The sequence below is a fragment of the Cognatishimia sp. 1_MG-2023 genome, from assembly GCF_030548175.1.
Classification (GTDB): domain Bacteria; phylum Pseudomonadota; class Alphaproteobacteria; order Rhodobacterales; family Rhodobacteraceae; genus Cognatishimia.
In genome coordinates, this window is the sequence record NZ_JAUORX010000013.1 from 20,073 (window position 1) to 45,489 (window position 25,417).

The 25,417-nt window shown below is 54.0% G+C and carries 23 protein-coding genes; 11 read left to right on the forward strand and 12 right to left on the reverse strand.

All coding sequences use genetic code 11. The annotated features are described in order from the left end of the window. The first annotated feature begins 12 nt into the window (after positions 1 to 12). Positions 13 to 1,950, forward strand: coding sequence for a lytic transglycosylase domain-containing protein (locus Q4544_RS15240; protein WP_303507704.1), 1,938 nt, complete (start codon positions 13 to 15; stop codon positions 1,948 to 1,950). On the opposite strand, the gene Q4544_RS15245 is transcribed toward Q4544_RS15240, so the two are convergent. From Q4544_RS15245 to mnmD, 3 genes are read right to left on the reverse strand one after another with little or no spacing between them, the layout of a single operon-like run. After that, the gene (locus tag Q4544_RS15245; protein WP_303507706.1) at positions 1,947 to 2,687 is read right to left on the reverse strand and encodes a sulfite exporter TauE/SafE family protein; all 741 of its coding nucleotides are present in this window, start codon (positions 2,685 to 2,687) and stop codon (positions 1,947 to 1,949) included. The two genes, Q4544_RS15240 and Q4544_RS15245, sit on opposite strands and share 4 nt — an antisense overlap. Positions 2,688 to 2,699: 12 nt before the next feature. Continuing rightward, the gene (locus Q4544_RS15250) at positions 2,700 to 3,566 is read right to left on the reverse strand and encodes a DMT family transporter (protein ID WP_303507708.1); all 867 of its coding nucleotides are present in this window, start codon (positions 3,564 to 3,566) and stop codon (positions 2,700 to 2,702) included. Then, on the reverse strand, positions 3,563 to 4,240 hold the full coding sequence (gene mnmD / locus Q4544_RS15255; RefSeq protein ID WP_303507710.1) for a tRNA (5-methylaminomethyl-2-thiouridine)(34)-methyltransferase MnmD: 678 nt from the start codon (positions 4,238 to 4,240) through the stop codon (positions 3,563 to 3,565). Before mnmD ends, Q4544_RS15250 begins: the two co-directional genes overlap by 4 nt. 71 nt (positions 4,241 to 4,311) lie before the next feature. Here mnmD and Q4544_RS15260 point away from each other — a divergent pair, with 71 nt between their 5' ends. Continuing rightward, the gene (locus tag Q4544_RS15260; RefSeq protein ID WP_303507712.1) at positions 4,312 to 5,346 is read left to right on the forward strand and encodes an FAD-binding oxidoreductase; all 1,035 of its coding nucleotides are present in this window, start codon (positions 4,312 to 4,314) and stop codon (positions 5,344 to 5,346) included. A gap of 3 nt (positions 5,347 to 5,349) precedes the next feature. Here Q4544_RS15260 and Q4544_RS15265 read toward each other — a convergent pair whose 3' ends face one another. The 3 genes from Q4544_RS15265 to Q4544_RS15275 all read right to left on the reverse strand — a co-directional run bounded on the left by Q4544_RS15265 (position 5,350) and on the right by Q4544_RS15275 (position 7,696). Beyond that, complete coding sequence (locus tag Q4544_RS15265) at positions 5,350 to 5,892, reverse strand: NADPH-dependent FMN reductase (protein WP_303507714.1); 543 nt, start codon at positions 5,890 to 5,892, stop codon at positions 5,350 to 5,352. 168 nt (positions 5,893 to 6,060) lie between these two features. Further along, positions 6,061 to 6,717: an OmpA family protein gene (locus Q4544_RS15270; RefSeq protein ID WP_303507716.1), complete on the reverse strand. Its 657-nt coding sequence runs from the start codon at positions 6,715 to 6,717 to the stop codon at positions 6,061 to 6,063. Positions 6,718 to 6,844: 127 nt separating this feature from the next. Beyond that, positions 6,845 to 7,696 (reverse strand): bifunctional helix-turn-helix domain-containing protein/methylated-DNA--[protein]-cysteine S-methyltransferase, encoded by an 852-nt coding sequence (locus tag Q4544_RS15275; RefSeq protein WP_303507718.1) that lies wholly within the window; start codon positions 7,694 to 7,696, stop codon positions 6,845 to 6,847. 142 nt (positions 7,697 to 7,838) lie between these two features. Here Q4544_RS15275 and nth point away from each other — a divergent pair, with 142 nt between their 5' ends. After that, on the forward strand, positions 7,839 to 8,483 hold the full coding sequence (gene nth / locus Q4544_RS15280) for an endonuclease III (RefSeq protein WP_303507783.1): 645 nt from the start codon (positions 7,839 to 7,841) through the stop codon (positions 8,481 to 8,483). Then, on the forward strand, positions 8,480 to 9,466 hold the full coding sequence (locus Q4544_RS15285) for an adenosine kinase (protein ID WP_303507720.1): 987 nt from the start codon (positions 8,480 to 8,482) through the stop codon (positions 9,464 to 9,466). Before nth ends, Q4544_RS15285 begins: the two co-directional genes overlap by 4 nt. A gap of 257 nt (positions 9,467 to 9,723) precedes the next feature. Here Q4544_RS15285 and Q4544_RS15290 read toward each other — a convergent pair whose 3' ends face one another. Next, positions 9,724 to 10,542 (reverse strand): sulfotransferase family protein, encoded by an 819-nt coding sequence (locus Q4544_RS15290; RefSeq protein ID WP_303507722.1) that lies wholly within the window; start codon positions 10,540 to 10,542, stop codon positions 9,724 to 9,726. A gap of 149 nt (positions 10,543 to 10,691) precedes the next feature. On the opposite strand from Q4544_RS15290, the gene Q4544_RS15295 reads away from it, so the two are divergent. After that, entirely contained in the window at positions 10,692 to 12,269 is a 1,578-nt protein-coding gene (locus tag Q4544_RS15295) for a DUF5928 domain-containing protein (RefSeq protein ID WP_303507723.1), read from the forward strand. Here the strand turns inward: Q4544_RS15295 and Q4544_RS15300 are convergent. Continuing rightward, positions 12,266 to 13,198 carry an ABC transporter ATP-binding protein gene (locus Q4544_RS15300; RefSeq protein ID WP_303507725.1) on the reverse strand — a complete coding sequence of 311 codons (933 nt, stop codon included), beginning with the start codon at positions 13,196 to 13,198 and terminating at the stop codon, positions 12,266 to 12,268. The two genes, Q4544_RS15295 and Q4544_RS15300, sit on opposite strands and share 4 nt — an antisense overlap. A gap of 84 nt (positions 13,199 to 13,282) precedes the next feature. Between Q4544_RS15300 and Q4544_RS15305 the strand changes: the two genes are divergently transcribed. Next, a complete protein-coding gene (locus Q4544_RS15305; protein WP_303507727.1) occupies positions 13,283 to 13,465 on the forward strand; it encodes a zinc-finger domain-containing protein in 183 nt (60 codons plus the stop codon). A gap of 110 nt (positions 13,466 to 13,575) precedes the next feature. Here the strand turns inward: Q4544_RS15305 and Q4544_RS15310 are convergent, their stop codons facing one another. Further along, a complete protein-coding gene (locus Q4544_RS15310; RefSeq protein WP_303507729.1) occupies positions 13,576 to 14,235 on the reverse strand; it encodes a histidine phosphatase family protein in 660 nt (219 codons plus the stop codon). 202 nt (positions 14,236 to 14,437) lie between these two features. On the opposite strand from Q4544_RS15310, the gene fdhF reads away from it, so the two are divergent. Then, on the forward strand, positions 14,438 to 17,212 hold the full coding sequence (gene fdhF / locus Q4544_RS15315; RefSeq protein ID WP_303507730.1) for a formate dehydrogenase subunit alpha: 2,775 nt from the start codon (positions 14,438 to 14,440) through the stop codon (positions 17,210 to 17,212). Between the two features lie 4 nt (positions 17,213 to 17,216). Here the strand turns inward: fdhF and Q4544_RS15320 are convergent, their stop codons facing one another. Next, positions 17,217 to 17,435 (reverse strand): WGR domain-containing protein, encoded by a 219-nt coding sequence (locus tag Q4544_RS15320; RefSeq protein ID WP_407063056.1) that lies wholly within the window; start codon positions 17,433 to 17,435, stop codon positions 17,217 to 17,219. 253 nt (positions 17,436 to 17,688) lie between these two features. On the opposite strand from Q4544_RS15320, the gene Q4544_RS15325 reads away from it, so the two are divergent. Beyond that, positions 17,689 to 18,561, forward strand: a complete 873-nt coding sequence (locus tag Q4544_RS15325) for a LysR family transcriptional regulator (protein ID WP_303507732.1) — start codon at positions 17,689 to 17,691, stop codon at positions 18,559 to 18,561. A gap of 226 nt (positions 18,562 to 18,787) precedes the next feature. On the opposite strand, the gene Q4544_RS15330 is transcribed toward Q4544_RS15325, so the two are convergent. Both Q4544_RS15330 and Q4544_RS15335 read right to left on the reverse strand, forming a co-directional pair. Continuing rightward, positions 18,788 to 19,492, reverse strand: a complete 705-nt coding sequence (locus Q4544_RS15330) for a response regulator transcription factor (protein ID WP_303507734.1) — start codon at positions 19,490 to 19,492, stop codon at positions 18,788 to 18,790. Then, on the reverse strand, positions 19,489 to 21,405 hold the full coding sequence (locus tag Q4544_RS15335) for a PAS-domain containing protein (protein ID WP_303507736.1): 1,917 nt from the start codon (positions 21,403 to 21,405) through the stop codon (positions 19,489 to 19,491). The genes Q4544_RS15330 and Q4544_RS15335 overlap by 4 nt, the downstream gene beginning before the upstream one ends. Before the next feature lie 196 nt (positions 21,406 to 21,601). Here Q4544_RS15335 and Q4544_RS15340 point away from each other — a divergent pair, with 196 nt between their 5' ends. The 3 genes from Q4544_RS15340 to Q4544_RS15350 are packed head-to-tail and all read left to right on the forward strand — an operon-like array spanning position 21,602 to position 25,412. Further along, positions 21,602 to 23,575 carry an AMP-binding protein gene (locus Q4544_RS15340; RefSeq protein WP_303507738.1) on the forward strand — a complete coding sequence of 658 codons (1,974 nt, stop codon included), beginning with the start codon at positions 21,602 to 21,604 and terminating at the stop codon, positions 23,573 to 23,575. Next, a complete protein-coding gene (locus tag Q4544_RS15345) occupies positions 23,572 to 24,393 on the forward strand; it encodes an ABC transporter ATP-binding protein (protein WP_303507739.1) in 822 nt (273 codons plus the stop codon). Before Q4544_RS15340 ends, Q4544_RS15345 begins: the two co-directional genes overlap by 4 nt. 32 nt (positions 24,394 to 24,425) lie before the next feature. Then, the gene (locus tag Q4544_RS15350) at positions 24,426 to 25,412 is read left to right on the forward strand and encodes a branched-chain amino acid ABC transporter permease (protein WP_303507740.1); all 987 of its coding nucleotides are present in this window, start codon (positions 24,426 to 24,428) and stop codon (positions 25,410 to 25,412) included. Positions 25,413 to 25,417: the final 5 nt, after the last annotated feature.

Genomic DNA, 25,417 nt, shown 5'->3' on the forward strand with positions numbered 1-25,417 from the left:
GAAAATGCAAGCATGTTACGGCTTTTATGGGCAACACTATTGGCAGTATTCCTCGCGGATGTTGCTGCGGCACAGGGCGTATTAGGGTCGGCTATGGACGCTATTCGCGCCAAGGACTGGGCTGAGGCGCAGCGTTTGGTACGGCGGCAGAATGATGTCGCGCAGGATGTCGTTGAGTGGCATCGCTTGCGCGCCGGTGAAGGTACAGCACGAGAAGCGGCATCATTTTTGGCGCGACGGGGTGATTGGCCCGGTTTGCCGTATTTGCGCAAACAGATGGAGCCTGCGTTAAAGACGGCCTCAGGAGATCATGTGCGTGCCTATTTTGCGGATACCCAACCGCAAACGGCGAAGGGCGCCTTTGCTTATGCGCGGGCCTTGCGGAGGGCTGGCCAGAAAACGGCGGCGGATGCCGAGATTGTGCGGGCGTGGCGCAGTTTTGCGATGAGCGAACAGGTGCAGACGGATTATCTGGATGTGCATGGGCCACTATTGAAGAAGCATCATGAGGCGCGTCTGGATCACCTGTTGTGGCAAGGCTGGCGCGAGAATGTGCTGCGGATGTACCCATTGGTGAGTGAAGGTCAGCAAAAGCTGGCAGCCGCGCGGTTGGCGTTGCGGCGGAACTTGGACGGCGTTGACGGTTATATTGAAGCGGTGCCTGCGCGATTGGCTAAAGATCCGGGATTGGCGTTTGAGCGGTTCGCTTGGCGGGCGCGGAAGGGGCGGAATGCTTCGGCGATTGAGTTGATCTTGGCGCAGAGCAAAGCAAAGAAGTTGGGTGATGCAGCGTCTTGGGCCGGTTGGCGGCGCGCCTTGGTGCGCAGTGAAATGCGGGCGGGGCGGCATACGCAGGCCTATGCGGTGGCGACGAACCATGGGCTGACGGAGGGCAGCAGCTATGCTGATCTTGAGTGGTTGGCGGGCTATTTGTCGTTGCGGTTTATGAATAGGCCGGGCGTCGCTTTGCAGCACTTTGTACGGTTTGAACAAGCCGTGGAAACGCCGATTTCCTTTGGTCGTGCCGGCTATTGGATTGGCCGGGCTTATGAGGCCATGGGTGACAAAGCTGCGGCGCAAAAGGCTTATGCTGGCGGTGGTCAGTATCAGACGACGTTCTATGGTTTGTTGGCTGCCGAGAAAGCGGGTGTGCCGGTTCAAGCTGCTTTGAGCGGTGGTTCGGCGCCATCGTGGCGCGGGGCGCCTTATACGAACAGCTCTGTACATAAAGCGGCTGTGTTGTTGCTGAATAGTGGCGAACTTTCTTTGGCAGAGCGGTTCTGGACGCATCTGGCTGAATCGCAGGACAAAGCGACCATGGCGCAGATGGGGCAGATGGCGATTGAGATAAACGAGCCGCATATTGCTGTCATGCTGGGTAAGCGGTTTGCGCAATATGGGCATGAAATTCATGCGCCCTATTATGCGGTGCATCCCTTTGCGAAGCGTCGCAATTTGCGGGTGCCTGCCGAAATGGCGTTGTCGATTGCACGGCGCGAGAGTGAATTTGATCCAAGCGTTGTGTCTGGTGCGAATGCGATGGGCTTGATGCAGATTTTACCGGGCACTGCCAAAGAAGTGGCGGGCGATTTGGGGGTTTCTTACAGCAAGTCCAAGCTGTTGAGTGACCCGGATTACAACGTGACCTTGGGCACGGCGTATCTGGCGGGGCTGTCGGAACAGTTTGATGGCAATGTGATTATGGTTGCCGCTGGGTATAACGCTGGGCCAAGCCGTCCGGTGAAATGGATGGCGCAGAATGGCGATCCTCGGCGGCGCGGCGGCATGGATATTGTCGATTGGATTGAACACATCCCATTCAATGAAACGCGGAACTATGTGATGCGGGTGGCCGAAAGCTTGCCTGTTTATCGTGCGCGTTTGGGCAAGACCGCTTTGCCGGTGCCGTTTAGCAAGGAATTGGTCGGACGGTCGTTGCTAACGAATTAAAGCAAGACCTGCGCGAGGATGAATAGGCCTGAGGCCAGTAGCAACCAAACGATCCATTTGCGAAAGGCTTGCTCTGACGCTTTGGCGTAGGCTTTGACGCCGATGAACGCGCCCAATACGCAGACGGGGGCTGCGAAAGCTGCGTAGAATAGCACTTCGGTCGTGACCACGCCAAAGGCTGCCATTGAAAGCGCTGAACAGCAAAGGATCACTAGATTGAAGGGCTGATACCGCGCGCGTTGCTCAGTGGATGGCAGGTTTTGAAGCTGTAGCCAGACGATTGGGGCTGGGCCGGATAGGCCCGCAAGACCCCCAAGAATGCCGCCCCCAAAGCCAACAATTCGATCACGCGAGACGGGCTGCACAGGAATCGTTAAGCGCAGGCGTTTTCCCATGAGTTGCCAAAGGGCGTAGGTCACGAGGAAGAGGCCGATGAAGCCTTTGATCGCATCCGGGGCGATGAACAGCAGGATAAGTGTGCCGAGTGGCACACCAAGGATACCACCGCCAATCATCGGAACCGCTTTGCGAAACTCGAGCTGTTTTGACAGGCGGGCAAGGCCGGTCAATTGCCCCACAACGGCGGTAATCGTAACCAAAGGAGGCACGATCTCTGTTGGTAGAAATGCAAACCAGATGCCCGATGCGAAGAGGGCAGTGCCAAAGCCTGCGAAACCGCTGACAAAACCAGCAAGCAAAGCGCCGGCACTTAGGGCCATCAGGATGTCAAAGCTCATACGTTCGGGCCTTTAGGTTTGGGTTTGTCGTTCTCGCCATAACGTGAAAAGCCCTGCGCCGACAATGATGCTGGCACCGATGGCTACGTTCAGTCGCAAGGTCTCGGCAAAGATTGTCATGCCGACGGCAGCGGCAAAGGGGAGTTGCAAATAGGCAAAGGGCTGAACCGCGCTGGCTTCGGCAGTTTCATAGGTTTTGATCAATAGCCAATGCCCTGCGACGCTCATCAAACAAAGGATCAAGAGCCAGATCAAATCTGAGCCGTGGATCGGTTCCCAAAAGAACAGCCCAATGGCCGTCATTGTGACGCAACCCGCTACGCCGGTGTAGAAAAAACTGGTTTCGGTACTGTCATAGCGCGAGGCATAGCGCGTCAGCAGGCCATAGCCCGCAAACATCATCGCGCCGATCAGTGGGATAATGGCCAATGGGCTAAATACGCCGCTGCCCGGTTGCAGGATGATCAGAACGCCAACAAAGCCAACCCCGACGGCGAGCCAACGCCTCCAGCCAACTTGTTCGCCAAGTAAAGGTCCAGAGAGGGCAACCACCAGCAGTGGATAGCAGACAAAGATGGCATGGGTTTCTGTGAGGCCAAGCAACGCAAGCGACCCAACGGTCACGCAGATTTCTAACGCGAGCAATGCGCCGCGAGTCCATTGTAGCCAAGGCAGTTGCGTTTTGGCCGCCTTGCGAAAACCGCCATTGCGTTGGGATATCATTACGACAAAGGCCGCAAAGAACCAGTAGCGGATCATGACGATCATATAGACGTTGTATTCTACCACCAGATACCGCGACACGCCGTCCTGCATGGCAAACATGAAGGCCGTGAGGCTCATCAATAGAACGCCGAGGCGGTTGTTGGTTTGGTTCATTTGGCGGCTTTCAGGGCAGTTGTCATATGCCGCTTGCGCCCAAATCCTTGGATGCGGGTTACGTCAAATCCAGCGTTTTCCAGATTGCGGCGTACAAAGCCTGCGGCGGTATATGTGGCAGCGGTGCCGCCTGTTTTGGTGTGGGCGCCAACCTGTTGCATCAGGTCTTCGTCCCAAAGTTCAGGATTCTTGGCAGGTGAAAACCCATCAAGGAACCACGCATCCGCCAGCCAATTCTGTTGCGCCAATGTTCTGCGCGCATCCCCCAAAACAACGGTCGCGTCGATGCCTTTTAGCGTTGTTAGAGTCTTATCTTGCGCCCAAGCGTCAACCAACCGAACGGCATATTCCGCCACTTCTGGAAAGGCCGTCAGGGCACGCGCCATTTCTTCGGCCTCCATTGGAAAGGCTTCGAAACTGGTGAAACGTAAGGGGGTGTCTTGGCCCGATGCCTCCCACGCGCGCCATGCGGCCAATAGGTTTAGGCCGGTGCCAAAGCCAAGTTCCGCAATATGAAACCCGGGGGCAAAGCGCGCAGGCAGGTTGTTGCCCGACAGGAATACGTGGCGCGTTTCATTCAACCCATTGTCGAGGCTGAAGTATGGGTCGTCGAAACGGGTCGAAACGGGGATCTTCTCGTCTCGCCATTCTAGCTTTGCTGACTGGTCGCTCATGTGCGAATGCCTTACAGATGCGTATCTAAATGTCCGGCGATTAGCATTGGGCAAAATCAAGAGGTTTGGCAATGGTCGATGTCACAGTGATGGGCGCAGGGGCGTTTGGGTTATCCGTGGCATGGGCCTGCGTGCAACGCGGCGCTAAGGTGCAAGTGATTGATCCGAATGGCGTGGCGGCTGGGTCGTCGGGTGGCATCGTGGGGGCCTTGGCGCCGCACACGCCAGAGAAGTGGAACGACAAAAAGGCGTTTCAGTTTGAAAGCCTGATTATGGCCGAGGCTTTCTGGTCAGAGGTCGGGGCAGTGGCTGGGCTATCTTCGGGATATGGCAGATTGGGGCGCTTGCAGCCTATTGCCGATGAACGCGCGATGGCGTTGGCCAAGGCACGGGCAGATGGCGCTAGGTCGCTGTGGCAGGGCAAAGCCGTTTGGGACATTATTCCTGCGGCGGATGCCGGCGAATGGGCCCCGCAGTCGCCAACCGGATTTCTGATCAAAGACTCACTAAGTGGGCGTATTCATCCACGTCAGGCCTGTTTGGCACTGGCAGCGGCACTGCGAGCCAAGGGCGCAGTTATTGCGACGGATGGGGATGCGTTGGGCAAGGTGGTTTGGGCCACCGGTTGGCGCGGGTTGGTTGACCTGTCTGATCAAATGGGCCGCATGGTCGGCAATGGTGTCAAAGGCCAAGCTGTGCTGCTAAAACTGGATCGCAGTGACCTCCCGCAGCTTTTTGCAGATACCGTGCACATCATCCCGCATGCGGACGGGACCGTGGCGATTGGGTCAACCAGCGAACGCGAATTTGACTCACCCAATACGAACGACGCGCAGATTGATGCCGTTCTGGATCGTGCAATTACCGCAATGCCCGTTCTCGCAGATGCGCCTGTTTTGGAAAAATGGGCTGGCGTGCGCCCCCGTGCCAAAAGCCGCGCGCCGATGCTGGGCGTGCATCCCATGCAGCCCGATGCCTATATCGCGAATGGTGGATTTAAGATCGGCTTTGGCATGGCGCCCAAGGTTGGAATGGTCATGGCAGACCTGATCTTAGACGGTCGCGATACAATTCCCGAAGGGTTCAAACCAAGCGCGTCTCTTTAACCCTTAGTTTGAATGTTCAATCTCGGCTTTGAGCGCATCCATCAAACGGCTGGCAGATACCTGATACCGTTCATTGATCAGCTGTCCATTCTCGTCGAACTCTTTTCCAGAGCTGGCAATTGCCACTTCTGATGCCGCGACCAAGCGCACGTTGAATGGAGTCATGCAGTTGCGCAGCATGGTTTGTGCGCGGATGCCTCCGGCGCGGCCGGCTGCGGCGCTCATGACGGCGACGGGTTTGTTTGTCCACGGAGTGGGCTTTGAGCGGCTTACCCAATCAAGAGCATTTTTCAAAACCCCCGTGATACCGGAATTGTATTCCGGGGTGGAGATCAGCACGGCGTCAGCTTCGGTAATTTGTTGCACCAGTGTTTGAACAGCGGCTGGCAGGCCGTCGCGGTCTTCGTCATCGCCATTGTAGAGGGGGATGTTTAGATCAGCTTCAACGTAAGTCGCGTCGCCAAAAAGCCGCGCTGCTTCGCGGATCAGTTTGGTGTTGGTTGCGTCAGTTCGAAGAGAGCCGGAAATACCCAGAAGTTTGGTCATGATGTGTCCTTGCGCTGTGGTCTTATCGATAAGGTAAAGACATCACCGATAGTTGCAACGCAGTGGGCAAACAGGGCCTGTGCGATTTCGCGCGAGGTTGGGTTTTAGGTATTTGGATCAAGAAAAAGCCCAGCGGTGTAATGTCGTCCGCTGGGCTTTAGATGTGGATCAGGCTGCGTTTGGCAGGATCACGATTTCAACGCGGCGGTTTTGCGCGCGGCCCTCTGGAGTGAGGTTAGAGGCAAGCGGCTGGTCTTCGCCGCGGCCAATTGTTTGGATACGGCTAAAGGGAATGCCTGCTTCTAGCAGAACGTCCGCGACAGATTCCGCGCGGCGTTGGCTGAGGCCTTGGTTGTAGGACGCATCGCCGACGTTATCCGTGTGACCCAAAATCTGGATGGTCGAGTTCGGATAGGCCTGTAGGTTGCCCGCAATTGCACCAAGGTCACGGCGTAGATCGCTGCGCACTGCGCTACTGTCTGTGGCAAACAGGATGTCCTGTGGCAGGGTCACGATCAGGCGGTCACCTGTGTTGGTGATTTGAACATTGTCGTTGTTTAGGTCACGACGCAGGTCTGCCTCTTGTTTGTCCAGCTCGTTGCCGACAAGCGCGCCGATGCCAGCACCGATGGCCGCACCTTTGACAGCGCCTTTGCCTTTGTTGTCGCTGGTGATCGCGCCAAAGATACCACCAACAGCCGCGCCAATTGCTGCACCGTTTTTGGTTTTTGTGCGGTCGATACCTGCGTAATTCGGGTCAGTACATGCGCTGAGAGCCAGCGTTGCACCAAGGGTCAGGCCGATGGCCAATTTTGCTCGGATCATATGTGCCTCTTTTAACAAGTCCGTTCGGCGGACATTTAGGGTCTGGCGCAATCTTGCGCCCTACACAGCTTGGTCACAAGGGGGAAATCGGCGGTGTATTGCCCATTTTAGGGTCTACTGGCGGGGATCAGCCGCTTATCGCGTCTTCTGAACGGGCACCTTCATAGGCCAACATGGCGCGTTTGACGGGCAGGCCCCAGTGATAGCCGCCCAAGCCGCCTGATTTGCGTAGGGCACGATGGCAGGGGATCACCCAGCTGATTGGATTGCGCCCAACCGCTGTGCCGACAGCGCGCACCGCTTTTGGATTGCCAATGGCCAGCGCGATTTCTGAATATGTGGTGACTTGGCCCGAAGGGATGGACAGCAAGGCCTCCCAGACTTTGATCTGCAATGGGCTGCCGATCAGATAAAGCGGGGTTTCTGCATTGGGCTTGGTTGAGAAGACGTTGACGGCCCATGTGTTCAATCGCGCAGCGTCTTGAATAAACGTGGCTTCGGGCCAGCGCGATTGCATATCCGCCATCGCGCCATCGTCCCCAGTTTCGGCAGTGAAGGCGAGACCACAGATGCCTTTGCCTGTTGCCATGATCAGGGCTTTGCCAAATGGGCTGTCATACCAGCACCAGTAGATCGTCAATCCGTCCGCGCCGCGTGCGTATTCGCCGGGGCTCATGGCTTCCCAACTTAGGAATAGGTCATGCAATCGGCCGGACCCGGACAGGCCTACCGATTGCGAGGTTTCTAATGTGGTGAAACGATTGCGCAGCAGTGCTTTTGCATGGCCCAAGGTCAAATACTGTTGGAACTTCTTAGGCGAGACCCCAGCCCATTTGGAGAATATGCGCTGAAAATGTGCGGGGCTCATGCCCATGGCGGTAGACAGTTCTTCCAACGAAAGGGTCGCGCCATTCTGATCAATCAGCTCGATCGCGCGCCGCATGACGCCGTAGTGATAGCTTTGTTCCATGTCAGTCATGAGCCGCTCCTTGAACGTCGGCCCATCCTAGAGGGACACTTGATCACAATCGACCCGAAATATGCGCTTTTGCCCTGCTGCAATTGATCTTGGGTCGCGCGCAGCTTATGGCATGGAAAACGCAGTGTTGCCCGAGGATGCTATGGCGAAACAGCTTGATTACCACACGATCCGTGAGATTTTCACACGATTTGAGGCGGCAGACGCCGCGCCTAAGGGCGAGCTCGATCACGTGAACGCCTATACGCTGGTCGTGGCTGTCGCGCTATCTGCGCAGGCCACCGATGTGGGCGTAAACAAAGCCACCAAAGAGCTGTTCAAAATTGCTGATACCCCGCAAAAGATGCTGGACCTGGGCGAAGAGACAGTGATTGAGCATATCAAGACCATTGGCCTTTATCGCAACAAGGCCAAGAACGTGATGAAGATGTCGCGTATTTTGGTGGATGACTATGACGGCGTGGTTCCAAATTCGCGAGCCGCATTGGAAAGCCTGCCCGGCGTTGGCCGTAAAACCGCGAATGTGGTTTTGAACATGTGGTGGCAGTATCCGGCGCAGGCAGTTGATACACATATTTATCGTTTTGGTAATCGTTCGGGCGTGTGCCCCGGCAAAGACGTGGTGGCCGTTGAACGCGCCATCGAAGACCATATTCCCGTGGATTTTCAGCAACATGCACATCACTGGATGATTTTGCATGGGCGGTATCATTGCAAGGCGCGCAAGCCTTTGTGTGGCACCTGTTTGATCCGCGATCTCTGTATGTTTGAGGACAAGAACCTATGAGCAAGTATCAAGTTGTCGGTATCGGCAATGCAATCGTTGACGTGATCAGCCAGTCGGATGATAGCTTTTTGGACCTGATGGGCATCCAAAAAGGGATCATGCAGCTGATCGAAAAAGAACGCGGTGAAACGCTGTATGGCGCGATGACAAATCGCGTTCAGGCGCCGGGCGGTTCAGTGGCAAATACGTTGGCTGGTTTGGGTAATCTGGGCCTGACAACGGCTTTCATCGGCCGCGTGAATGGCGATGCCTTGGGCCAATTTTATGCACGTGAAATGATTGCGGGCGGGACTGACTTTCCAAATGACCCAGTAGAGGGTGGTGAGCTCCCAACGTCTAGGTCCATGATCTTTGTGTCCCCAGATGGGGAACGTTCAATGAATACTTATTTGGGTATTTCCTCAGAACTGGGCCCAGAAGACGTTGCCGATGATGTAGCCGGGCAGGCGATGATTTTGTTCCTTGAGGGCTACCTCTACGACAAGCCAAGAGGCAAAGAGGCCTTTGAACGCGCGAATGCCCTCTGCCACGCCGGTGGCGGTAAGGCCGGCATTTCATTGTCTGACCCGTTCTGCGTAGATCGCCATCGCACCGATTTCCGTCGCCTGGTCAAAGAACTCGATTACGTGATCGGCAACGAACACGAATGGAAATCGCTATATGAGACCGATGATCTGGACGAGGCCCTGACGCAGGCAGCATCTGAGTCCGGTTTGATTGTATGCACCCGGTCCGGCAAAGAAGTCGTTCTTGTTCGTGGCGGTGAAAAGGTAACTGTGCCTGTAACGGAAATCGTTCCAGTGGATGCAACGGGGGCAGGTGATCAATTCGCAGCGGGCTTCCTTTATGGCTATGCCACGGGTCAAGATCTGAAAACCTGCGGGCGCATGGGCTGTGTCGCGGCGGCAGAAGTCATCAGCCACTACGGCGCGCGCCCTGAAACAGAGCTAAAGGCGCTGTTTGTAAAAGAAGGGTTGCTGTAAGGCGCATGTTGTTGGGGGCGTATTTTAGGTATTTGGATCAAGAAAAAACCTAATGATGCGCCCCATCCTCAACGCCGTTCAGCTCTGCGCTGATGCTACATCTTGGATGAGGCGGCTTTTCCTTGAGCGGTCATCGGCTCCTCAGCCTGTACCGCTCATCTATTCAATTCGAAGAGCGTTAAAAATCCGTTTTTTCTTGACCGAAAATACCTCGGGGGTGAATTGGCAAAGCCAAAAGGGGGCAGAGCCCCCTGCCTTTAGTCCCCAAGTTTCGCGTGGATTTCGTCTAGGTCGATTTCACCAATCGGGAGTTTGTTTCCCGGATTTTCGAAATCATATTTGAACAAGTCAAAGTCGCGTTTGTACATCTCGTAAACCAGATGCATCGACAGATCGTCAAAGTAGTCTTCGACTGGATGCGCGCGTTTGGGGCCGTGGCCTTCGGATTCGTTGAAACGGGGTACCGCCGCCAGGTCGACGGGGTTTGGAACCTCAATCTGATCCAAGACACTTTGCATGCCTTCGTTGAATTGCTCTGTCCAGAAAATCTTGTCGTAGCGGCCACCGTTCACAATGAACGTGGACACATGACCAGAGCTGGCAGACCAGTGAATGTCAGGATCCATTGGGCGACGCCAGCGGATGGTGTCGCGGGCGAAAAGTAGAAACCGGCGGAAGCTTTGGATTTGGTCAAACTCTTGTTTGCCATCTTCGCCACCGACTTCTATGCCGTATTTTTGGATCAACATGGGCACCATATTCCCGCGATAGCGTTTGCCATTGCGTTGGATGCCGCAGATTTTGTCAAAGAAAGAACTTAGGATGCGCGTGTAAGGATTGCGAACACAGGTAAAGGCAAAGCTGTCGTGCCCATGCACCACTGAGCTGATGGATTCTTTACTGTCGTCATGCGCCCATTTGTGCAGACCGGTGGTTGCGTCGTGAATGTCACCGTCAAAATATTCGCCATGATCAGAGTAGTACATAATCTGGCCAATGGTCGAACATGCACACTTTGGAACGACGCGATAAACGACGCTCTGACTTTCTGTCATCCACGTGCCCGGGAATCCCATACTTCATGCCTCCGGCTTATTGTTGACCTAAGTTCTTCAGGCCACACTTTTATATAGACTTTAAAAAACCAAATTTCCCCGGTTTATTCAATGTGTGTTAGCCTTTAATAGGTAAACAATCGGGTTAACATGGGGTTACAGTTTCAAATATGGCAAAGATCGCATTTATACTTCTATGCCATAAAGACCCCGAAGCGGTCATTCAGCAAGCAGAACAGTTGACGGCAACCGGCGATTGCATGGCGATTCACTTTGATGCCAGCGCGAATCCAGAATTTTTCAAACGAATTCAAGATGCTTTAGGGGGCAATCCCAACGTCACCTTTGCCACCAAACGTATCAAATGCGGTTGGGGGGAATGGACTTTGGTGCAAGCCACGCTTTACGCGATGGAGGCTGCGCTTCGTGACTTTCCAAAGGCCACGCATTTTTACATGCTGTCCGGCGATTGCACGGCCATCAAGACCTCGGAATACGTTCATGACTACTTAGACGAGCATGATTACGACTTTATTGAGAGTTTTGATTTCTTTGAAAGTGACTGGATCAAGACCGGGATGAAGGCCGAACGCCTGATTTACCGCCACTTCTTTAATGAACGCGAAGACAAAACAAAGTTCTACGCGTCCTATAATTTGCAAAAGCGCCTTGGCCTAAAGCGTAAAATCCCAAGCGATATTCAGGTTCAAATTGGCAGCCAGTGGTGGTGCTTGCGTCGCCCCACTGTAGAAGCTGTGATGGACATGGTGCGTGACCGCAAAGATGTTATGCGCTTCTTTCGCACCACTTGGATCCCGGACGAGACATTCTTTCAGACCCTTGTACGCCATCTGATTCCCGCGGATGAGATCAATACGCGTACGCTGACCTTCTTGATGTTTACGGATTATGGCATGCCGTTGGTGTTCTACAATGACCACTACGACATGCTGCTGAATCAGGATTACCTATTCGCGCGCAAGATCAGCCCAGAGGCGGTTGAACTGAAAGAGCGGCTGGGAAAGCTATATGCAACGTCCAATGTCGAATTCAAAATTTCGGGCGAGGGGCCAAGCCTGTTCAAATTTGTCACAGGGCGGGGCCGAGTAGGCCGCCGCTTTGCCAATCGCTTCTGGGAAACCGAGGCGACCCTGGGTCGCGAGCGCGAGTTGATGATCCTTGTGTGCAAGAAGTGGCATGTGGCCAAGCGTTTCTTGGGTAAGATCAAGCAAGAGACAAATATTCCTGCGATCGACTATCTCTTCCACGAAGAGACGACCGAATTGCCCGATCTGGGCGGCATCCAAGCCACCATTGAAAAGCGCACGCGTCATCGTCGGGCTTTGATCCGTATGTTGTTTGATTATTTCCAGACAAATCGCATGATCATTTGCATGGATCCCGGGTCCATTGATCTGCTGCACGATTTTTACAATGACCGCTCCATCACGCGCGCCTTGGAAATCCAATGTGATTATTCCGAAGAATACCTAAAAGGGCACGCGGCCCGGATTGGTCTGGCGGGGGAGCAAACGCCAGAAGAGACGTTCAAGCGTATTCTGCCCACGATCCATCGCGACATCGAGGATGAGAGTGATCTGATCCGGGACGCCAACTTTGAGAATTACGGGCGTATTCGTGAAGCTGACGAATTCGGCGATTTCATATCGCCGATTGCAGAATTCCTATCTGTCAGCGATGACAAAGCCCGCGACATCGCAACAACGCCGCATTTGTTCGCTGACTAAGCGCTGCGGGTTAGGTTCAAAAACACATCTTCAAGATCGGCTTGTTCGGTCTTGATGTCTTTGATGCGAATGCCTGAATCACGGACCAGACCCAGCACTGATTCTGCACTGGTGACACTGGTATGATACGCGAGTGCCAATGTACCGTTGTCTCTTAGCTCTGTCTTGATGTCAGGAAGTTCAGGCAACGTGCGAGGCATCTCTTCGGGCACAATGACCATCGTTTTGGCGTCCAGCCCACCGAGTAGGTTCGCCGTACTGTCCTGCGCGATCTTTTCGCCATGGTTGATAATGGCGATCTCGTCACACATCTCTTCTGCTTCTTCCAGATAATGCGTGGTCAGAATAATGGTCGTGCCGCGCTCGCGGTTTAGCATGCGCACATTGTCCCACAGCATTTGCCGCAGCTCGATATCAACCCCGGCTGTTGGCTCATCCAACACCAAAACCTGCGGGCTATGGACCAGCGCCTTGGCCAACAACAACCGCCGTCGCATGCCGCCCGATAGCGTACGCGCATAGGCATTGGCTTTGTCTTCTAAGCCCACAAGGCGCAAAATTTCATCACTTTGCCGCTGCCGCTTCGGCACGCCATATAGGCCGGCCTGTACTTCCAAAGCATTGCGCGGTGAAAAGAACGGATCAACATTCAGCTCTTGCGGCATCACACCAATCGCAGCGCGGGATTGGCGCGGGCTGTCATCTTGATCAAACCCCCAAATGCGAACAGAGCCAGACGACTTGCGAACAAGCCCTGCCATAATGTTGATTATAGTGGATTTTCCGGCACCATTTGGCCCCAAAAGGCCAAAAATAGATCCAGCCCGAATATTCAAATCGACACCTTTAAGGGCTTGTTTATCTGGCGCACCACCTTGGCCCGTATAGGTCTTGGTCAGACCTTGAATTTCAATGGCATTCTGAGTCATTGCGACACTTGCCCCCAGCGCGTTGATCAATCATATTCGCCATAGCCAATACAGAGCGAAACGACAACCTGAAGGACCCGCCAAATGACGATTGAAGCGCCTGAAACCAAGATCGTGGACAGCTACCGCGTGGCTTGTGACGGGGGCGAGGGGGCATTGGGCCATCCGCGCGTCTGGCTGAGCCTTCCGCATGACACCGGTGTTGTTGAATGCGGTTATTGCGACTGCAAGTTCGTGCACAAAGATCACGCCGAAAAAGCAGCCTAACCCTTAGGCCGCTGCAGTCACGGCACCGCCCCTCTGCTTTTTCTTGATCCAAATACCTCGGGGGGCGTGAAACTGTGTTTCACGCGATGGGGGCAGCGCCCCCGCACGCATCACAGATGCGTTTGCGCGTAATGGCGATCCGGTGTTTCCAAATGCGGGACCGCATTGAATTGCGTCAGGATAGGACGGTCCAATAAACTCTGCCAACGGTGCACCGAACTGTTCATGATCGCCATGCACATCCGCGACCAACCATCGACTTCCAGATTTAGCGTTTGACGCAACACCGTGCTGATCAACCCACCCGAGGTGATCACCAGCGCGCGCCCATCCCCGGCAGCAATGTCTTCGATCACCGCGCCAACACGCCCAGAAAACGCGGCAAAGGTTTCGTCGACATTCTCAAGCTCATTATTGGACCATGCTGCCAAGACCTTCGGTAAATGGGCGGCAAATTCTTCACGGCTGGTGGGATGCGCCGTGTTGAACTGCGCTTGCATGGCCTTTTCCAACGAAAAATACGGGAACTCATTCAAACGACTGTCCTGAACAATTTCCCCATACCGCATCGCGCCAATCCCTTCGGCGGTTTCAATATGCCGCCGCATCGTGCCGCAAAACACGCGCTGATAGTGATCACCCGATTGCGCCAGATAATCGCCCAACCAACGCGCCTGTTGATGCCCCAAGTCTGACAGCTTGTCATAGTCCAGCTCGTCTCGCGCAGTTGTGTTGGCCTGTCCGTGTCGGATCAACGTCATTTGGGGCATAGTGATTTTCCTTTTCCGCACCTAGGTAGGTCGCTTCGCCCAATCGCGAAAGAGGGTTTTTGGCTTGCGGCAGTTTATGTGTCGGCTTGGATGCTTTGCATGATCGCTTGCTAGATTGGCGTGAATCTTGTGTGGTGCGTCGCGAAAGAGGTGTTGGTGAAGCGGTTTTTGGTTAAATTGAACGTAATTAGAGGAGATCACCATGTCCGCCAGCATCACATTCACATTGGATGGCCAGTCTGTCACAGCAGAAGAAGGCCAAACAATTTGGGAAGTGGCCAACGGTCGTGGGCTGATCATTCCACATTTGTGCCACAAGCCCGCACCGGGCTACCGCCCAGACGGCAACTGCCGCGCGTGTATGGTAGAGATCGAAGGCGAGCGTACCCTTGCGGCGTCCTGCATTCGCGAACCGGCCGAAGGCATGGTCGTAACAACCAACTCTAGCCGTGCAGAACGCGCACGTAAGATGGTGGTTGAAATGCTCTTGGCCGACCAACCGTCGCGCGACGAAAGCCACGATAAATCAAGCCACCTCTGGGATATGGCTGATTTGAATGGCGTCAGCGAAAGCCGATTTCCTAAACTCGAAGAGGGGCGCATCCCACTGTTGGATGATTCCCACGTCGCGATGAGCGTGAATTTGGATGCCTGTATTTCCTGCAGCCTCTGTGTTCAGGCCTGCCGCGAAGTGCAAGTGAACGACGTCATCGGCATGGCCGGCCGTGGTCACGAAGCCTATCCAACCTTTGATATTTCTGACCCAATGGGCACGTCCTCTTGCGTGGCCTGCGGTGAATGTGTGCAAGCCTGCCCGACCGGCGCTCTGATGCCCGCCACCGTGGTTGACGAAAATCAAGTGGGTGACAGCGCCGACTTTGACAGCGAAACCGAAAGCGTTTGCCCCTTCTGTGGTGTCGGCTGCAAAGTCTCGCTCAAGGTCAAAGATGGCAAAGTAAAATACGTCGAAGGCATCAATGGTCCCGCGAACGAGGGTCGCCTGTGCGTCAAAGGCCGGTTCGGCTACGATTACATTCATCATCCCCATCGTTTGACCAAACCACTGATCCGTCGTGGCGACGCGCCAGCCAAGGGTTTGAACGTCGATCCGGGCAACTTAGAGACACATTTCCGCGAAGCGACTTGGGAAGAGGCGTTGGATCTGGCCGCCAAAGGGCTGATCAAACTGCGCGAGGATGATCCGCGCAATGTGGCCGGTTTTGGTTCTGCCAAATGCACCAACGAAGAAGCCTACCTCTTCCAAAAGTTCATTCGCCAAGGCTTCAAACACAACAACGTCGATCACTGTACACGCTTGTGTCACGCCTCTTCTGTGACCGCCCTGATTGAAAACGTCGGCTCCGGTGCCGTAACCGCAACTTTCAACGAAATCGAAAACGCGGATGTGGCGATTGTGATTGGGGCAAATCCAATCGAAAACCACCCCGTTGCGGCGACCTATTTTAAGCAATTCACCAAGCGCGGTGGCAAGCTGATCGTGATGGACCCGCGCGGTGTGGGTCTGCGCCGCTTTGCGGACGAAATGCTTCAGTTCCGGCCGGGCGCCGACGTAGCGATGCTGAACGCGATCATGCATGTGATCGTCGAAGAAGAACTCTACGACAGCCAATACATCCATCGCTGGACAGACAATTGGCAGGCGGAAAAAGATCACCTGCGCCAGTTCTCACCAGACGCCATGGCAGAGATTTGTGGCATCGAACCCGACCAAATCCGCCGTGTGGCCCGTACCTTTGCCAATGCCAAGGCTGGCCTGATCTTTTGGGGTATGGGCGTATCGCAACACATCCACGGCACTGACAATTCGCGTTGCCTGATTTCGCTTGCCTTGATGACCGGTAATGTCGGCAAACCCGGCGCGGGTCTGCACCCACTGCGGGGGCAGAACAACGTACAAGGCGCATCTGATGCGGGCTTGGTTCCAATGTTCTTGCCAGACTACCAGACAGTCACGTCCGATGATGTCCGCAAGTCATTCACGGATGTTTGGGGTGGGGGTGACTTCAGTAATGAAAAAGGCCTGACCGTCACAGAAATCGTGGATCAAGTATATGCGGGCAACATCAAGGGTATGTATATTCAGGGCGAAAACCCCGCCATGTCTGACCCAGACGTCGATCACGCACGCGAGGCATTTGCCAAGCTAGAGCTGTTGATTGTTCAGGATATCTTCCTAACCGAAACCGCCAATTATGCAGACATCATTCTGCCAGCCTCTGCCCTTTATGAAAAAAACGGCACGGTCAGCAACACCAACCGGCAAGTACAGCGCGTGCGCCCCGCCGTGGCGCCTCCGGGTGAGGCACGCGAAGACTGGCGCATCACTGCAGAGCTTGGAAAGCGGATTGGCCTGCCATGGGACTATTCCGACGTCTCCGAAGTGTTTGCCGAGATGAAGCTTAACATGGCAAGCTTGAACAACATCACTTGGGAACGTTTGGAAACTGAAACCGTGACCTACCCTTCGTTGTCCCCAACTGATCCGGGGCAAGCGATTGTATTCGGCGATGGTTTCCCCATGCCTGATGGCCGCGCGCGCTTTACGCCCGCGTCTGTCATCGCACCGGATGAAGCACCAGATGACGAATACCCGATGATCATGACGACTGGTCGCCAGCTCGAACATTGGCACACGGGATCGATGACTCGCAGGTCTTTGGTGTTGGATACGGTAGAGCCTGAAGCAAACTGTTCTTTGCATCCCAAAACCCTGCGTAAGCTCGGTGTTGAACCGGGTGGCATGCTGCGCCTGACGACCCGTCGCGGCAGCATCGACATCATGGCACGTGCAGATCGCGCCGTTGCCGAAGATATGGTGTTTGTGCCCTTTGCCTATGTCGAAGCCGCGGCCAATGTGCTGACCAATCCGGCGATTGATCCTTACGGCAAAATCCCCGAATTCAAATTCGCGGCAGTTCGTGTAGAAAAAGCGGATACTGTCGTGGCTGCAGAGTAAGCGGTTAAACCAAAGCTAATGCGCGATCCAATCGCGCATAGCCTTTGCGCTGGGCACGACGGCGACGACGATCTGCTTCTTGCGAGGCCTCGCGAAGATTGGAAAACGTCACTTGCGCAAAGCTGCCTTTGCCGCCAGCGATACCCCATTCGCAAAAAACCGAGACATTGTCGAAAAGGTCATACGCCAGCTCTACACGGTAGTACCGCGGCCTGCGTGCCATGCGTTGGCGATATAACAAACATACAGCCATGAGTTGAGGTTAACGCTCCTTTGGGGACGAATCAACTACCGTGTCAGAGTCACCGGTTCAAGGGTAAACGCGCAGTTAATTCATGTCAGGTTTTGGCAGTAGGAACGTGCTAGATTTCAAAATGACACCACGGCACCTTGATGCTTTGGTTTTCATGCTTAGATACGCTCACAATTACATGTCGGTCACATTTGGCCGTGAAAAAATGCTCGGAGGCGAAAGAATGTCTGCGCATTGGGACGATTTGAAAACAGTGATGCATCTGGTACGTGGCGGGTCTCTCGCAACGGCAGCGGATGCGTTAGGCGTTAGCTACACAACAGTCGCGCGGCGCGTGAAACGAGCCGAGGATGACCTTGGATTGCAATTGTTTGAACGGTTGGCGGATGGCTATAAAGCCACCGAGGCCGGACATACGGTTGCCCGCAAAGCCTCGGCTATGGAGGTGGAAGAGCATGACCTGATGCGCGGCCTGCTTGGTGCGGATCAAAAGCTATCGGGCGCGTTAACCATCACTGCGCCACAGCTGTTGTGTTCGACGCTTTTGGCGTCTGTGTTTAATGAGTTTTGCGAAAAATACCCCGACGTCGAATTGCATGTTCGGGCCAACACAGAGCTGTTGGATCTTAATCGCCGCGAGGCAGATTTGGCGATCCGTGTTAGCAACCACCCCGGAGATAGCTTGATGGGCCGCCGACTGGTCGCACAACAGAGCGCTGTCTATGGCGTCCGTCGTTGGGCAGAACAAATCGCTCACGACCCCGCAAAGCAGATCGACTGGATTCTGCATGATAAGCTGCAAAACATCCAAAAAGAGACGACAGCCAATACGCCCAACAATAGGTTGAGGTTGATGACCGATGAAACCATGACAATGATCTCAGCCGCTCAGAAGGGTTTGGGGGTTGTTCGGATGCCGGTTTTTCTTGCACATGACTATGACGACTTGTTCCGCATCGATACTCTGCCGCCGCAAGCTTTCCCCGATATTTGGGTCGTCGCCCATCGCGATGTCTGGCCCTCTGCACGTGTTGCGGCTTTCCGCGAAATTCTTGTGCCGCATTTCACCAAACACCGTGAAATGTTTGTCGTTTGATCGGTTCTGAAAAACAAAGCCCCCGCTGACAATGAAGTACAGCGAGGGAGTGGGAGTGACCTTCCCCGGAACGTTACTGAGGCAGACGAGCCGAGATTTCCGATCTTGGAAGAGGAAATTAGTCTGAATTCTCCGATAGGTTCACACTACCCCAATAGGGTGAGTAAATCTAGATGTAGTGTGTATATGGCGGTCGGTCCCTCGATATTGAGCGAAAAACTGCCAATTATACCCAGGTCACATCCCCAAGAAAGATGTATCCAGCCCCATAGATCGTTTTGATCAGTCGCGGGTTCTTTGGATCTTCGCGCAGCTTTGTTCGCAGGCGTGATATGCGAACATCCATCGCCCGATCAAAACTTTCCCCTGCCACACCACCAAGGCTTTCCTGCATTTGGGCGCGGCTGATCAATCGCTTTGGGCTGTCTAGGAACAGCCGCAAAACTTCGCCCTCAGCATGTGAAAAGGGTGTTGCTGGGTTTTCATCATTCTCCAGGACATAACTGTCAAAATTTGCGGTCCAACCGTTGAACGTGGCGATGTTAGACTGCGCCTGTGCAGCAGATCGTTCTTTGCGCAGGTGCGCCCGAACACGGGCAACAACTTCGGCGGGGTCAAAGGGCTTGATGATGTAGTCATCGGCCCCAAGCTCTAGCCCCATAACGCGGTCCTGCACCTGCGCTCGGCCAGAGATAATGATCACGACTGCGCCTTGTTCCAAAGCCAATCGATGCACCAATGTCAGGCCATCTTTGTCCGGCAGGCTAAGGTCAACCAAGCAAACGGCAGGTGTCGTCTTTCGCAGAAAGGCTTCGAATTCTGTGGCGCGGCCAAAGCTCATCGTGCGAAAACCCGCGTCTTCTAAGGCATCCGCCAGAATCTGACGAATTTCTGGTGCATCATCCAGAATTGTGACAAGCGGATCGGTCATGACGTAACCTCTGGTTTCAGGAAACGTGCCAAGGTTTCGCCGGTAAAGGGTTTGCGGATCACAGGTGCCAGTGCGGCACCTTCAATGTAAAGTGGATGGGCCTGCATAAAGCTAGTCATCAGATAGGTCGGAATACCGCCACTAGGCAAGCGTTGCACAAGATCCACGCCGGTGGCGGCACCTTCAAGCTGGATATCAGACAGGATCAACGAAATACCGGGAACTTGGTCCAGCAAGGCCAGAGCTTCATCCACGCTTGCGGCTTCAATCACCAGATGCCCCAGTTCGGTCAGCATGTCTCGGATCATGCGACGCAGTTCGACATTGTCCTCGACCAATAGTGCAAGGCCGGGCGCTTGGTCGTTGGGCATCCACCGCAATGGCAGACGCAGTGTTACTTTCGCCCCACTCGCAGTGTTTGCAATCGCCACCTGTCCGCCCATCAGTTTGGTCGTGTCATAGACCATAGGCAAACCCAGCCCTGAACCCTCTGACCCCTTGGTTGTAAAGAATGGGTCAAGCGCTCGCGTCAAAGCCTCTTCTGAAAAGCCGGTGCCGGTGTCTGTTACTTCAAACTGTAACCAAGTGTCTTTGAACACAGAAGCATGGATTGTGATCACCCCTTCACCCTGGCAGGCGTCTCTGGCATTCAGCAAAAGATTAAGCAGACTGTCCTGCAACATGCCCGGATCAAACATCAATGGGCGGTCAGGCGTATCGTTTCTAAAGATCAGTCTTTGTCGATTCGGCATAGACGGGCCTGCGAGCGTTTGCAGATCCGTAAGCAATTTGCCAACTTGCATGGGCCGAAGCTGCGGCGCGCGCTGGGCCGTCATATCGGCAATACGGTTCAACAACGTCCCACCACGCCTGGCTGCACCTAACGTGGCGTCGACCAATTGCAACGCGTCTTTAGTCATCTCCATTTTACCAAGCTTGGTTTGCATGCCCAGAATGATGGTAAGCAAATTGGAAAAGTCATGCGCCAAGCCGCTGGTCATTTGCGCGGCTAATTCGCGGCGGCGTGTCTGTTGCAAAGCGGCGCGTGTTTGCGTTTCTTCGGTGACATCCATGGATAGGATGTAAACACCACGTTTGTCGCCGGTCTCGCTATCAGGGGTCAAAGCCACACGGATACGGCGTGAACTCATTGGATCGTTGAATTCATAGACCTGTGGTTGGCCTTCAAAAGCTTTGTCCAAATAACGAAGCATCTTGGCATAGGTCGCAGCCCCCAGCGTCTCTTTGATCGGAAGGCCTACAATATTACTGGGCCGCTCCGGCATCACCGCTGAAAGGCGCCGGTTGGAATAGGTGTAATGTCTGTCAGGTCCAAGATGCGCGATATGGGCTGGCATCATTTCAGCCGTCAGGCGCATTCGGCGTTCACTTTCCGTGACCTGCCGCTTGGCTTCTTCTAGCGCGACGACTGTGCTGCCCAATTCGCGGTTGGCCGTGGACAACTCCTCTGCATAGCGCAATAGCTGATCTGACAGCTCTTCAGATTTGCCGCGCAGCAACTCTTCTTGTTGCTTGGCCCGCGTAATGTCGGTGTAAACAGCCACCCAACCGCCGCCGGGCAGGGGATTCCCTTCTACACTAATCCAGCGCCCATCGTGACGTTTGCGCTCCAGATAGTGCGGCTCAAACACTTTCGCTAACTCAACTCGCTCACGAACCAAGGCTTCCAGATCATCCACATCGCCATACTCACCGCGCGTGGCAATCAGACGAATGGTGTCTTCGAATGAGGCACCGGGAGTCATCAGATTTTCCGGAATATCGAACATCTCTCGGAAACGCGCGTTTGCAACGACCAGCTTTAGATCGCTGTCATAGATCGAAAGAGCCTGTTGAATAAGGTTCAAACCGGCCATCGTCATCGCTTGTGTACTACCAGAGCGGATGGGCATGTAATGTCTCCTTACACTATGGCTAGCACCGCTTTGCCGGATTGGGAAAGGGTCAATTGACGCTTGTTACAATTCGTAAGGTTTAGGAAATGTTCAGGAAAAAGTTGACGCGCTATTCTGTTCATACGCCTAATACGGAGGAGAATCGTATTGGGGAGTTCTGCCCGTAGTTGTGGGCATGAGGGAGGAATAGAATTTGGTACAGTCGTCACAGGCGACCGATGGGCTCGTGTCCATCCCCGCTCTACTTGCGCGCAACGTGTCCAAGTTTGCCGACAAACCCGCCTTTCGTGAGAAAGAGTTTGGGATTTGGCAAAGCTGGACATGGACAGAGGCGCACGAAGAAATTGAAGCTCTTGCATTGGGCTTCCTCACACTTGGTGTCAACGAGGGCGATTTTATCGCAATCATCGGCCGGAACCGTCCCTATTTCTATTGGGCAATGGTTGCGGCACAGATGGTCGGCGCTGTTCCGGTGCCTGTCTATAAAGACAGTGCAGCCGAAGAAATGGCCTATGTTCTAGCCCATTGCGGCGCACGTTTTGTCGTCGCCGAGGATCAGGAACAAGTCGATAAAGTGATTGATGTGCAAGAAGAACTTAGCAAGTTCGAGCACATGATTTACCTCGATCCGCGTGGCATGCGTAAATACGACCACACGGCGTTGAACCAATACAGCAAGTTGCAGGATCAAGGCCGCGCCGCGCGCAACACGTTGCAAGGCGAGATAGAAAAACGCGTCGCACGTCTGTCTTACGATAGCACCTGCGTTATGCTTTACACATCTGGCACAACAGGCAAGCCCAAGGGCGTTGTTCTAAGCAACCGGAACGTCATCCAGACTTCCAAGAATTCCGTCGAATTTGATGGCCTGCGCCAAGACGAAGACATCCTAGCCTATCTGCCCATGGCATGGGTGGGTGACTTTATCTTCTCTGTGGGCCAGGCCATGTGGTCCGGTTTCTGCGTGAACTGCCCCGAAAGCGAAGAGACAATGCTCACCGACTTGCGTGAGATTGGTCCAACGTATTACTTCGCACCACCACCAGTGTTTGAATCACAGTTAACCAACGTGATGATCCGCATGGAAGACGCGGGTAAATTCAAACAATGGTTGTTCAAAACCTTTATGGCGCATGCCAAAAAGGTGGGCGGTGATATTCTTGACGGCAAGCCTGTCGGCGGAATGGATCGTTTGAAATACGCGCTGGGCAATGTGCTGGTCTACGGTCCACTCAAAGACACCCTTGGCCTTGGCCGCGTGCGCGTTGGCTATACTGCGGGCGAAGCGATTGGCCCCGAGCTATTCGATTTTTACCGCAGCCTCGGCATCAACCTGAAACAGCTTTATGGTCAAACCGAAGCCACCGTGTTCATCACTCTTCAGCCAAATGGCGAAGTGCGTGCAGATACAGTTGGCGTTCCAGCACCAGAAGTCGAAATCAGAATCGAAGACAGCGGCGAGATTTTCTATCGCTCACCCGGCGTCTTTGTTGAATACCTTAACAACCCTGATTCTACGGCCTCAACTAAAGACAGTGAAAACTGGGTTGCGACGGGCGATGCTGGGTTCTTCGAAGAGAAATCAGGTCATCTACGGATCATTGACCGGATCAAAGACGTTGGCAAACTGGCCGATGGTCGGATGTTCGCACCGAAGTTTGTTGAGAATAAACTGAAATTCTACCCTGACATCCTAGAGGCCGTTCTATTCGGCAACGGTAAAGATCGTTGTGTGGCCTTCATCAACATCGACCTCACGGCGGTGGGCAACTGGGCAGAACGCAACAACATCGCTTATGCGTCTTACCAAGAACTGGCTGGTCATCCACGCGTACTTGAAACCATCCAAAACCACGTTGAAACTGTGAACCGTTCCGTTGCCGAGGATCCGATGCTCTCTGGGTGTCAGATCGATCGCTTCTTGGTTCTACACAAAGAACTAGATGCGGATGATGGCGAAATGACCCGCACCAAAAAGGTTCGGCGTGTCGTCGTCGCCGACAAGTTCAAAGATCTTGTCGATGCGCTCTACGCAGGCGATTCCGAAGTTTCGACCACAACCGAAGTCACTTATGAGGACGGCCGCAAAGGCAGCATCAGCGCAACGCTGGAACTGCGGGATGCGAAAACCGTTCAAGTGGCTGCGCAAAAGGTGGCAGCAGAATGAACGATATGAATCACGATAGCTATGTCACCGCAGATGGCCGCACAATCGGCGGCGTGGTGATGGAAATGAAAAACATCACTCTACGCTTTGGCGGCGTGGTGGCGATCCAGGATATCAGCTTTGACATCCGTCAGGGCGAAATCCGCGCCATCATCGGCCCAAACGGTGCCGGTAAGTCCTCTATGCTGAACGTCATCTCAGGGTTCTATAACCCGCAAGAAGGCGACGTTTTCTACCACGGCAAAAAACGCAAACCTATGCGCCCTTACCAAGTGGCACGTCAGGGCATCGCGCGGACTTTCCAAAACATCGCCTTGTTTGAAGGCATGTCTGTTCTCGACAACATCATGACCGGTCGTCTGCACCAAATGAAGGCTGGATTGTTCTCGCAAGCTCTTTGGGCTGGCCGAGCCAATCGCGAAGAGGTTGAGAACCGCGAAGCCGTTGAAAAGATTATCGACTTCTTGGAAATTCAAAGCATTCGTAAAACGCCAGTTGGTCGTCTGCCATATGGTTTGAAAAAGCGGGTCGAACTGGCGCGTGCGCTGGCTGCAGAACCATCAATCTTGCTGTTGGACGAGCCAATGGCGGGCATGAACGTCGAAGAAAAAGAGGACATGAGCCGCTTTATCCTCGACGTAAACGACGAATTCGGAACCACCATCGCCCTGATCGAACATGACATGGGCGTTGTGATGGACCTAAGCGACCGTGTGGTCGTGATGGATTACGGCAAAAAGATTGGCGACGGCACACCAGATGACGTGCGCAACAACCAAGCCGTAATCGACGCATATCTGGGGGTGGCCCATGACTAAGCAAATTTTCACTTTCACCGGAGGCCAGACACATGCCTGAACAGCTGATCTTTGGTATGGAGGTCTTCCTAAACGGCCTCATGGCGGGCGTTCTTTACGCTCTTGTCGCACTGGGCTTTGTCTTGATCTACAAGGCGTCTGGTATCTTTAACTATGCCCAAGGTGTGATGGCGCTCTTTTCCGCGCTGACACTGGTTGGCATCATGGAAGGCCAAGTGCCCTTTGGCCACCTGATCAACGCGATCTTTGGCACTGAAATTCATGGCTTTGGTTGGCATGTGCCCGCTTTCGCCGCGATTTTGCTAACGATGGGCGTAATGATCCTACTGGCTGTCATCGTGCAAAAATGCGTGTTCCGTCATCTGGTTGGTCAAGAACCTATCATCCTATTCATGGCCACCATTGGTCTTGCCTATTTCCTCGAAGGTGTGGGCGACATCATGTGGGGTTCTGAAATTAAGAAACTCGACGTTGGTTTACCTCAGGGTATCAACACGCTGATCGACGAAACGACATTTGGTTGGTTTGGCTACGGCTTCTTTATCGATAACCTTGATATCGTCGCGACTGTAATTGCTGCTTTGCTGGTGACTGCACTCGTGATCTTCGCTCAATATACAAAGCAAGGCCGTGCGATGCGTGCGGTGGCTGATGATCACCAGGCGGCGCTGTCCGTTGGTATCTCTCTGAACTTTGTTTGGGTCATGGTTTGGTCTGTCGCGGGTTTCGTTGCCCTAGTTGCAGGTATCATGTGGGGTACAAAATCAGGCGTACAGTTCTCGCTTTCCCTGATCGCTCTTAAAGCTCTTCCAGTTCTGATGCTCGGTGGTTTCACCTCGATCCCAGGTGCGATTGTCGGTGGCTTGATCATCGGTGTTGGCGAGAAGCTCTTTGAATTCGCAATCGGCCCAATGGTCGGCGGTGCAACCGAAAACTGGTTCGCCTACGTCCTCGCGCTGATCTTCCTCGTGTTCCGTCCGCAAGGCCTATTTGGGGAGAAGATCATTGAACGTGTGTGACCTTA

Excerpts from the sequence above, each read along its gene's own strand:
- Q4544_RS15240 (WP_303507704.1), top strand. The coding sequence starts at position 13 with ATGTTACGGCTTTTATGGGCAACACTATTGGCAGTATTCCTCGCGGAT.
- Q4544_RS15245 (WP_303507706.1), bottom strand. The coding sequence starts at position 2,687 with ATGAGCTTTGACATCCTGATGGCCCTAAGTGCCGGCGCTTTGCTTGCT.
- Q4544_RS15250 (WP_303507708.1), bottom strand. The coding sequence starts at position 3,566 with ATGAACCAAACCAACAACCGCCTCGGCGTTCTATTGATGAGCCTCACG.
- mnmD (WP_303507710.1), bottom strand. The coding sequence starts at position 4,240 with ATGAGCGACCAGTCAGCAAAGCTAGAATGGCGAGACGAGAAGATCCCC.
- Q4544_RS15260 (WP_303507712.1), top strand. The coding sequence starts at position 4,312 with ATGGTCGATGTCACAGTGATGGGCGCAGGGGCGTTTGGGTTATCCGTG.
- Q4544_RS15265 (WP_303507714.1), bottom strand. The coding sequence starts at position 5,892 with ATGACCAAACTTCTGGGTATTTCCGGCTCTCTTCGAACTGACGCAACC.
- Q4544_RS15270 (WP_303507716.1), bottom strand. The coding sequence starts at position 6,717 with ATGATCCGAGCAAAATTGGCCATCGGCCTGACCCTTGGTGCAACGCTG.
- Q4544_RS15275 (WP_303507718.1), bottom strand. The coding sequence starts at position 7,696 with ATGACTGACATGGAACAAAGCTATCACTACGGCGTCATGCGGCGCGCG.
- nth (WP_303507783.1), top strand. The coding sequence starts at position 7,839 with ATGGCGAAACAGCTTGATTACCACACGATCCGTGAGATTTTCACACGA.
- Q4544_RS15285 (WP_303507720.1), top strand. The coding sequence starts at position 8,480 with ATGAGCAAGTATCAAGTTGTCGGTATCGGCAATGCAATCGTTGACGTG.
- Q4544_RS15290 (WP_303507722.1), bottom strand. The coding sequence starts at position 10,542 with ATGGGATTCCCGGGCACGTGGATGACAGAAAGTCAGAGCGTCGTTTAT.
- Q4544_RS15295 (WP_303507723.1), top strand. The coding sequence starts at position 10,692 with ATGGCAAAGATCGCATTTATACTTCTATGCCATAAAGACCCCGAAGCG.
- Q4544_RS15300 (WP_303507725.1), bottom strand. The coding sequence starts at position 13,198 with ATGACTCAGAATGCCATTGAAATTCAAGGTCTGACCAAGACCTATACG.
- Q4544_RS15305 (WP_303507727.1), top strand. The coding sequence starts at position 13,283 with ATGACGATTGAAGCGCCTGAAACCAAGATCGTGGACAGCTACCGCGTG.
- Q4544_RS15310 (WP_303507729.1), bottom strand. The coding sequence starts at position 14,235 with ATGCCCCAAATGACGTTGATCCGACACGGACAGGCCAACACAACTGCG.
- fdhF (WP_303507730.1), top strand. The coding sequence starts at position 14,438 with ATGTCCGCCAGCATCACATTCACATTGGATGGCCAGTCTGTCACAGCA.
- Q4544_RS15320 (WP_407063056.1), bottom strand. The coding sequence starts at position 17,435 with ATGGCACGCAGGCCGCGGTACTACCGTGTAGAGCTGGCGTATGACCTT.
- Q4544_RS15325 (WP_303507732.1), top strand. The coding sequence starts at position 17,689 with ATGTCTGCGCATTGGGACGATTTGAAAACAGTGATGCATCTGGTACGT.
- Q4544_RS15330 (WP_303507734.1), bottom strand. The coding sequence starts at position 19,492 with ATGACCGATCCGCTTGTCACAATTCTGGATGATGCACCAGAAATTCGT.
- Q4544_RS15335 (WP_303507736.1), bottom strand. The coding sequence starts at position 21,405 with ATGCCCATCCGCTCTGGTAGTACACAAGCGATGACGATGGCCGGTTTG.
- Q4544_RS15345 (WP_303507739.1), top strand. The coding sequence starts at position 23,572 with ATGAACGATATGAATCACGATAGCTATGTCACCGCAGATGGCCGCACA.
- Q4544_RS15350 (WP_303507740.1), top strand. The coding sequence starts at position 24,426 with ATGCCTGAACAGCTGATCTTTGGTATGGAGGTCTTCCTAAACGGCCTC.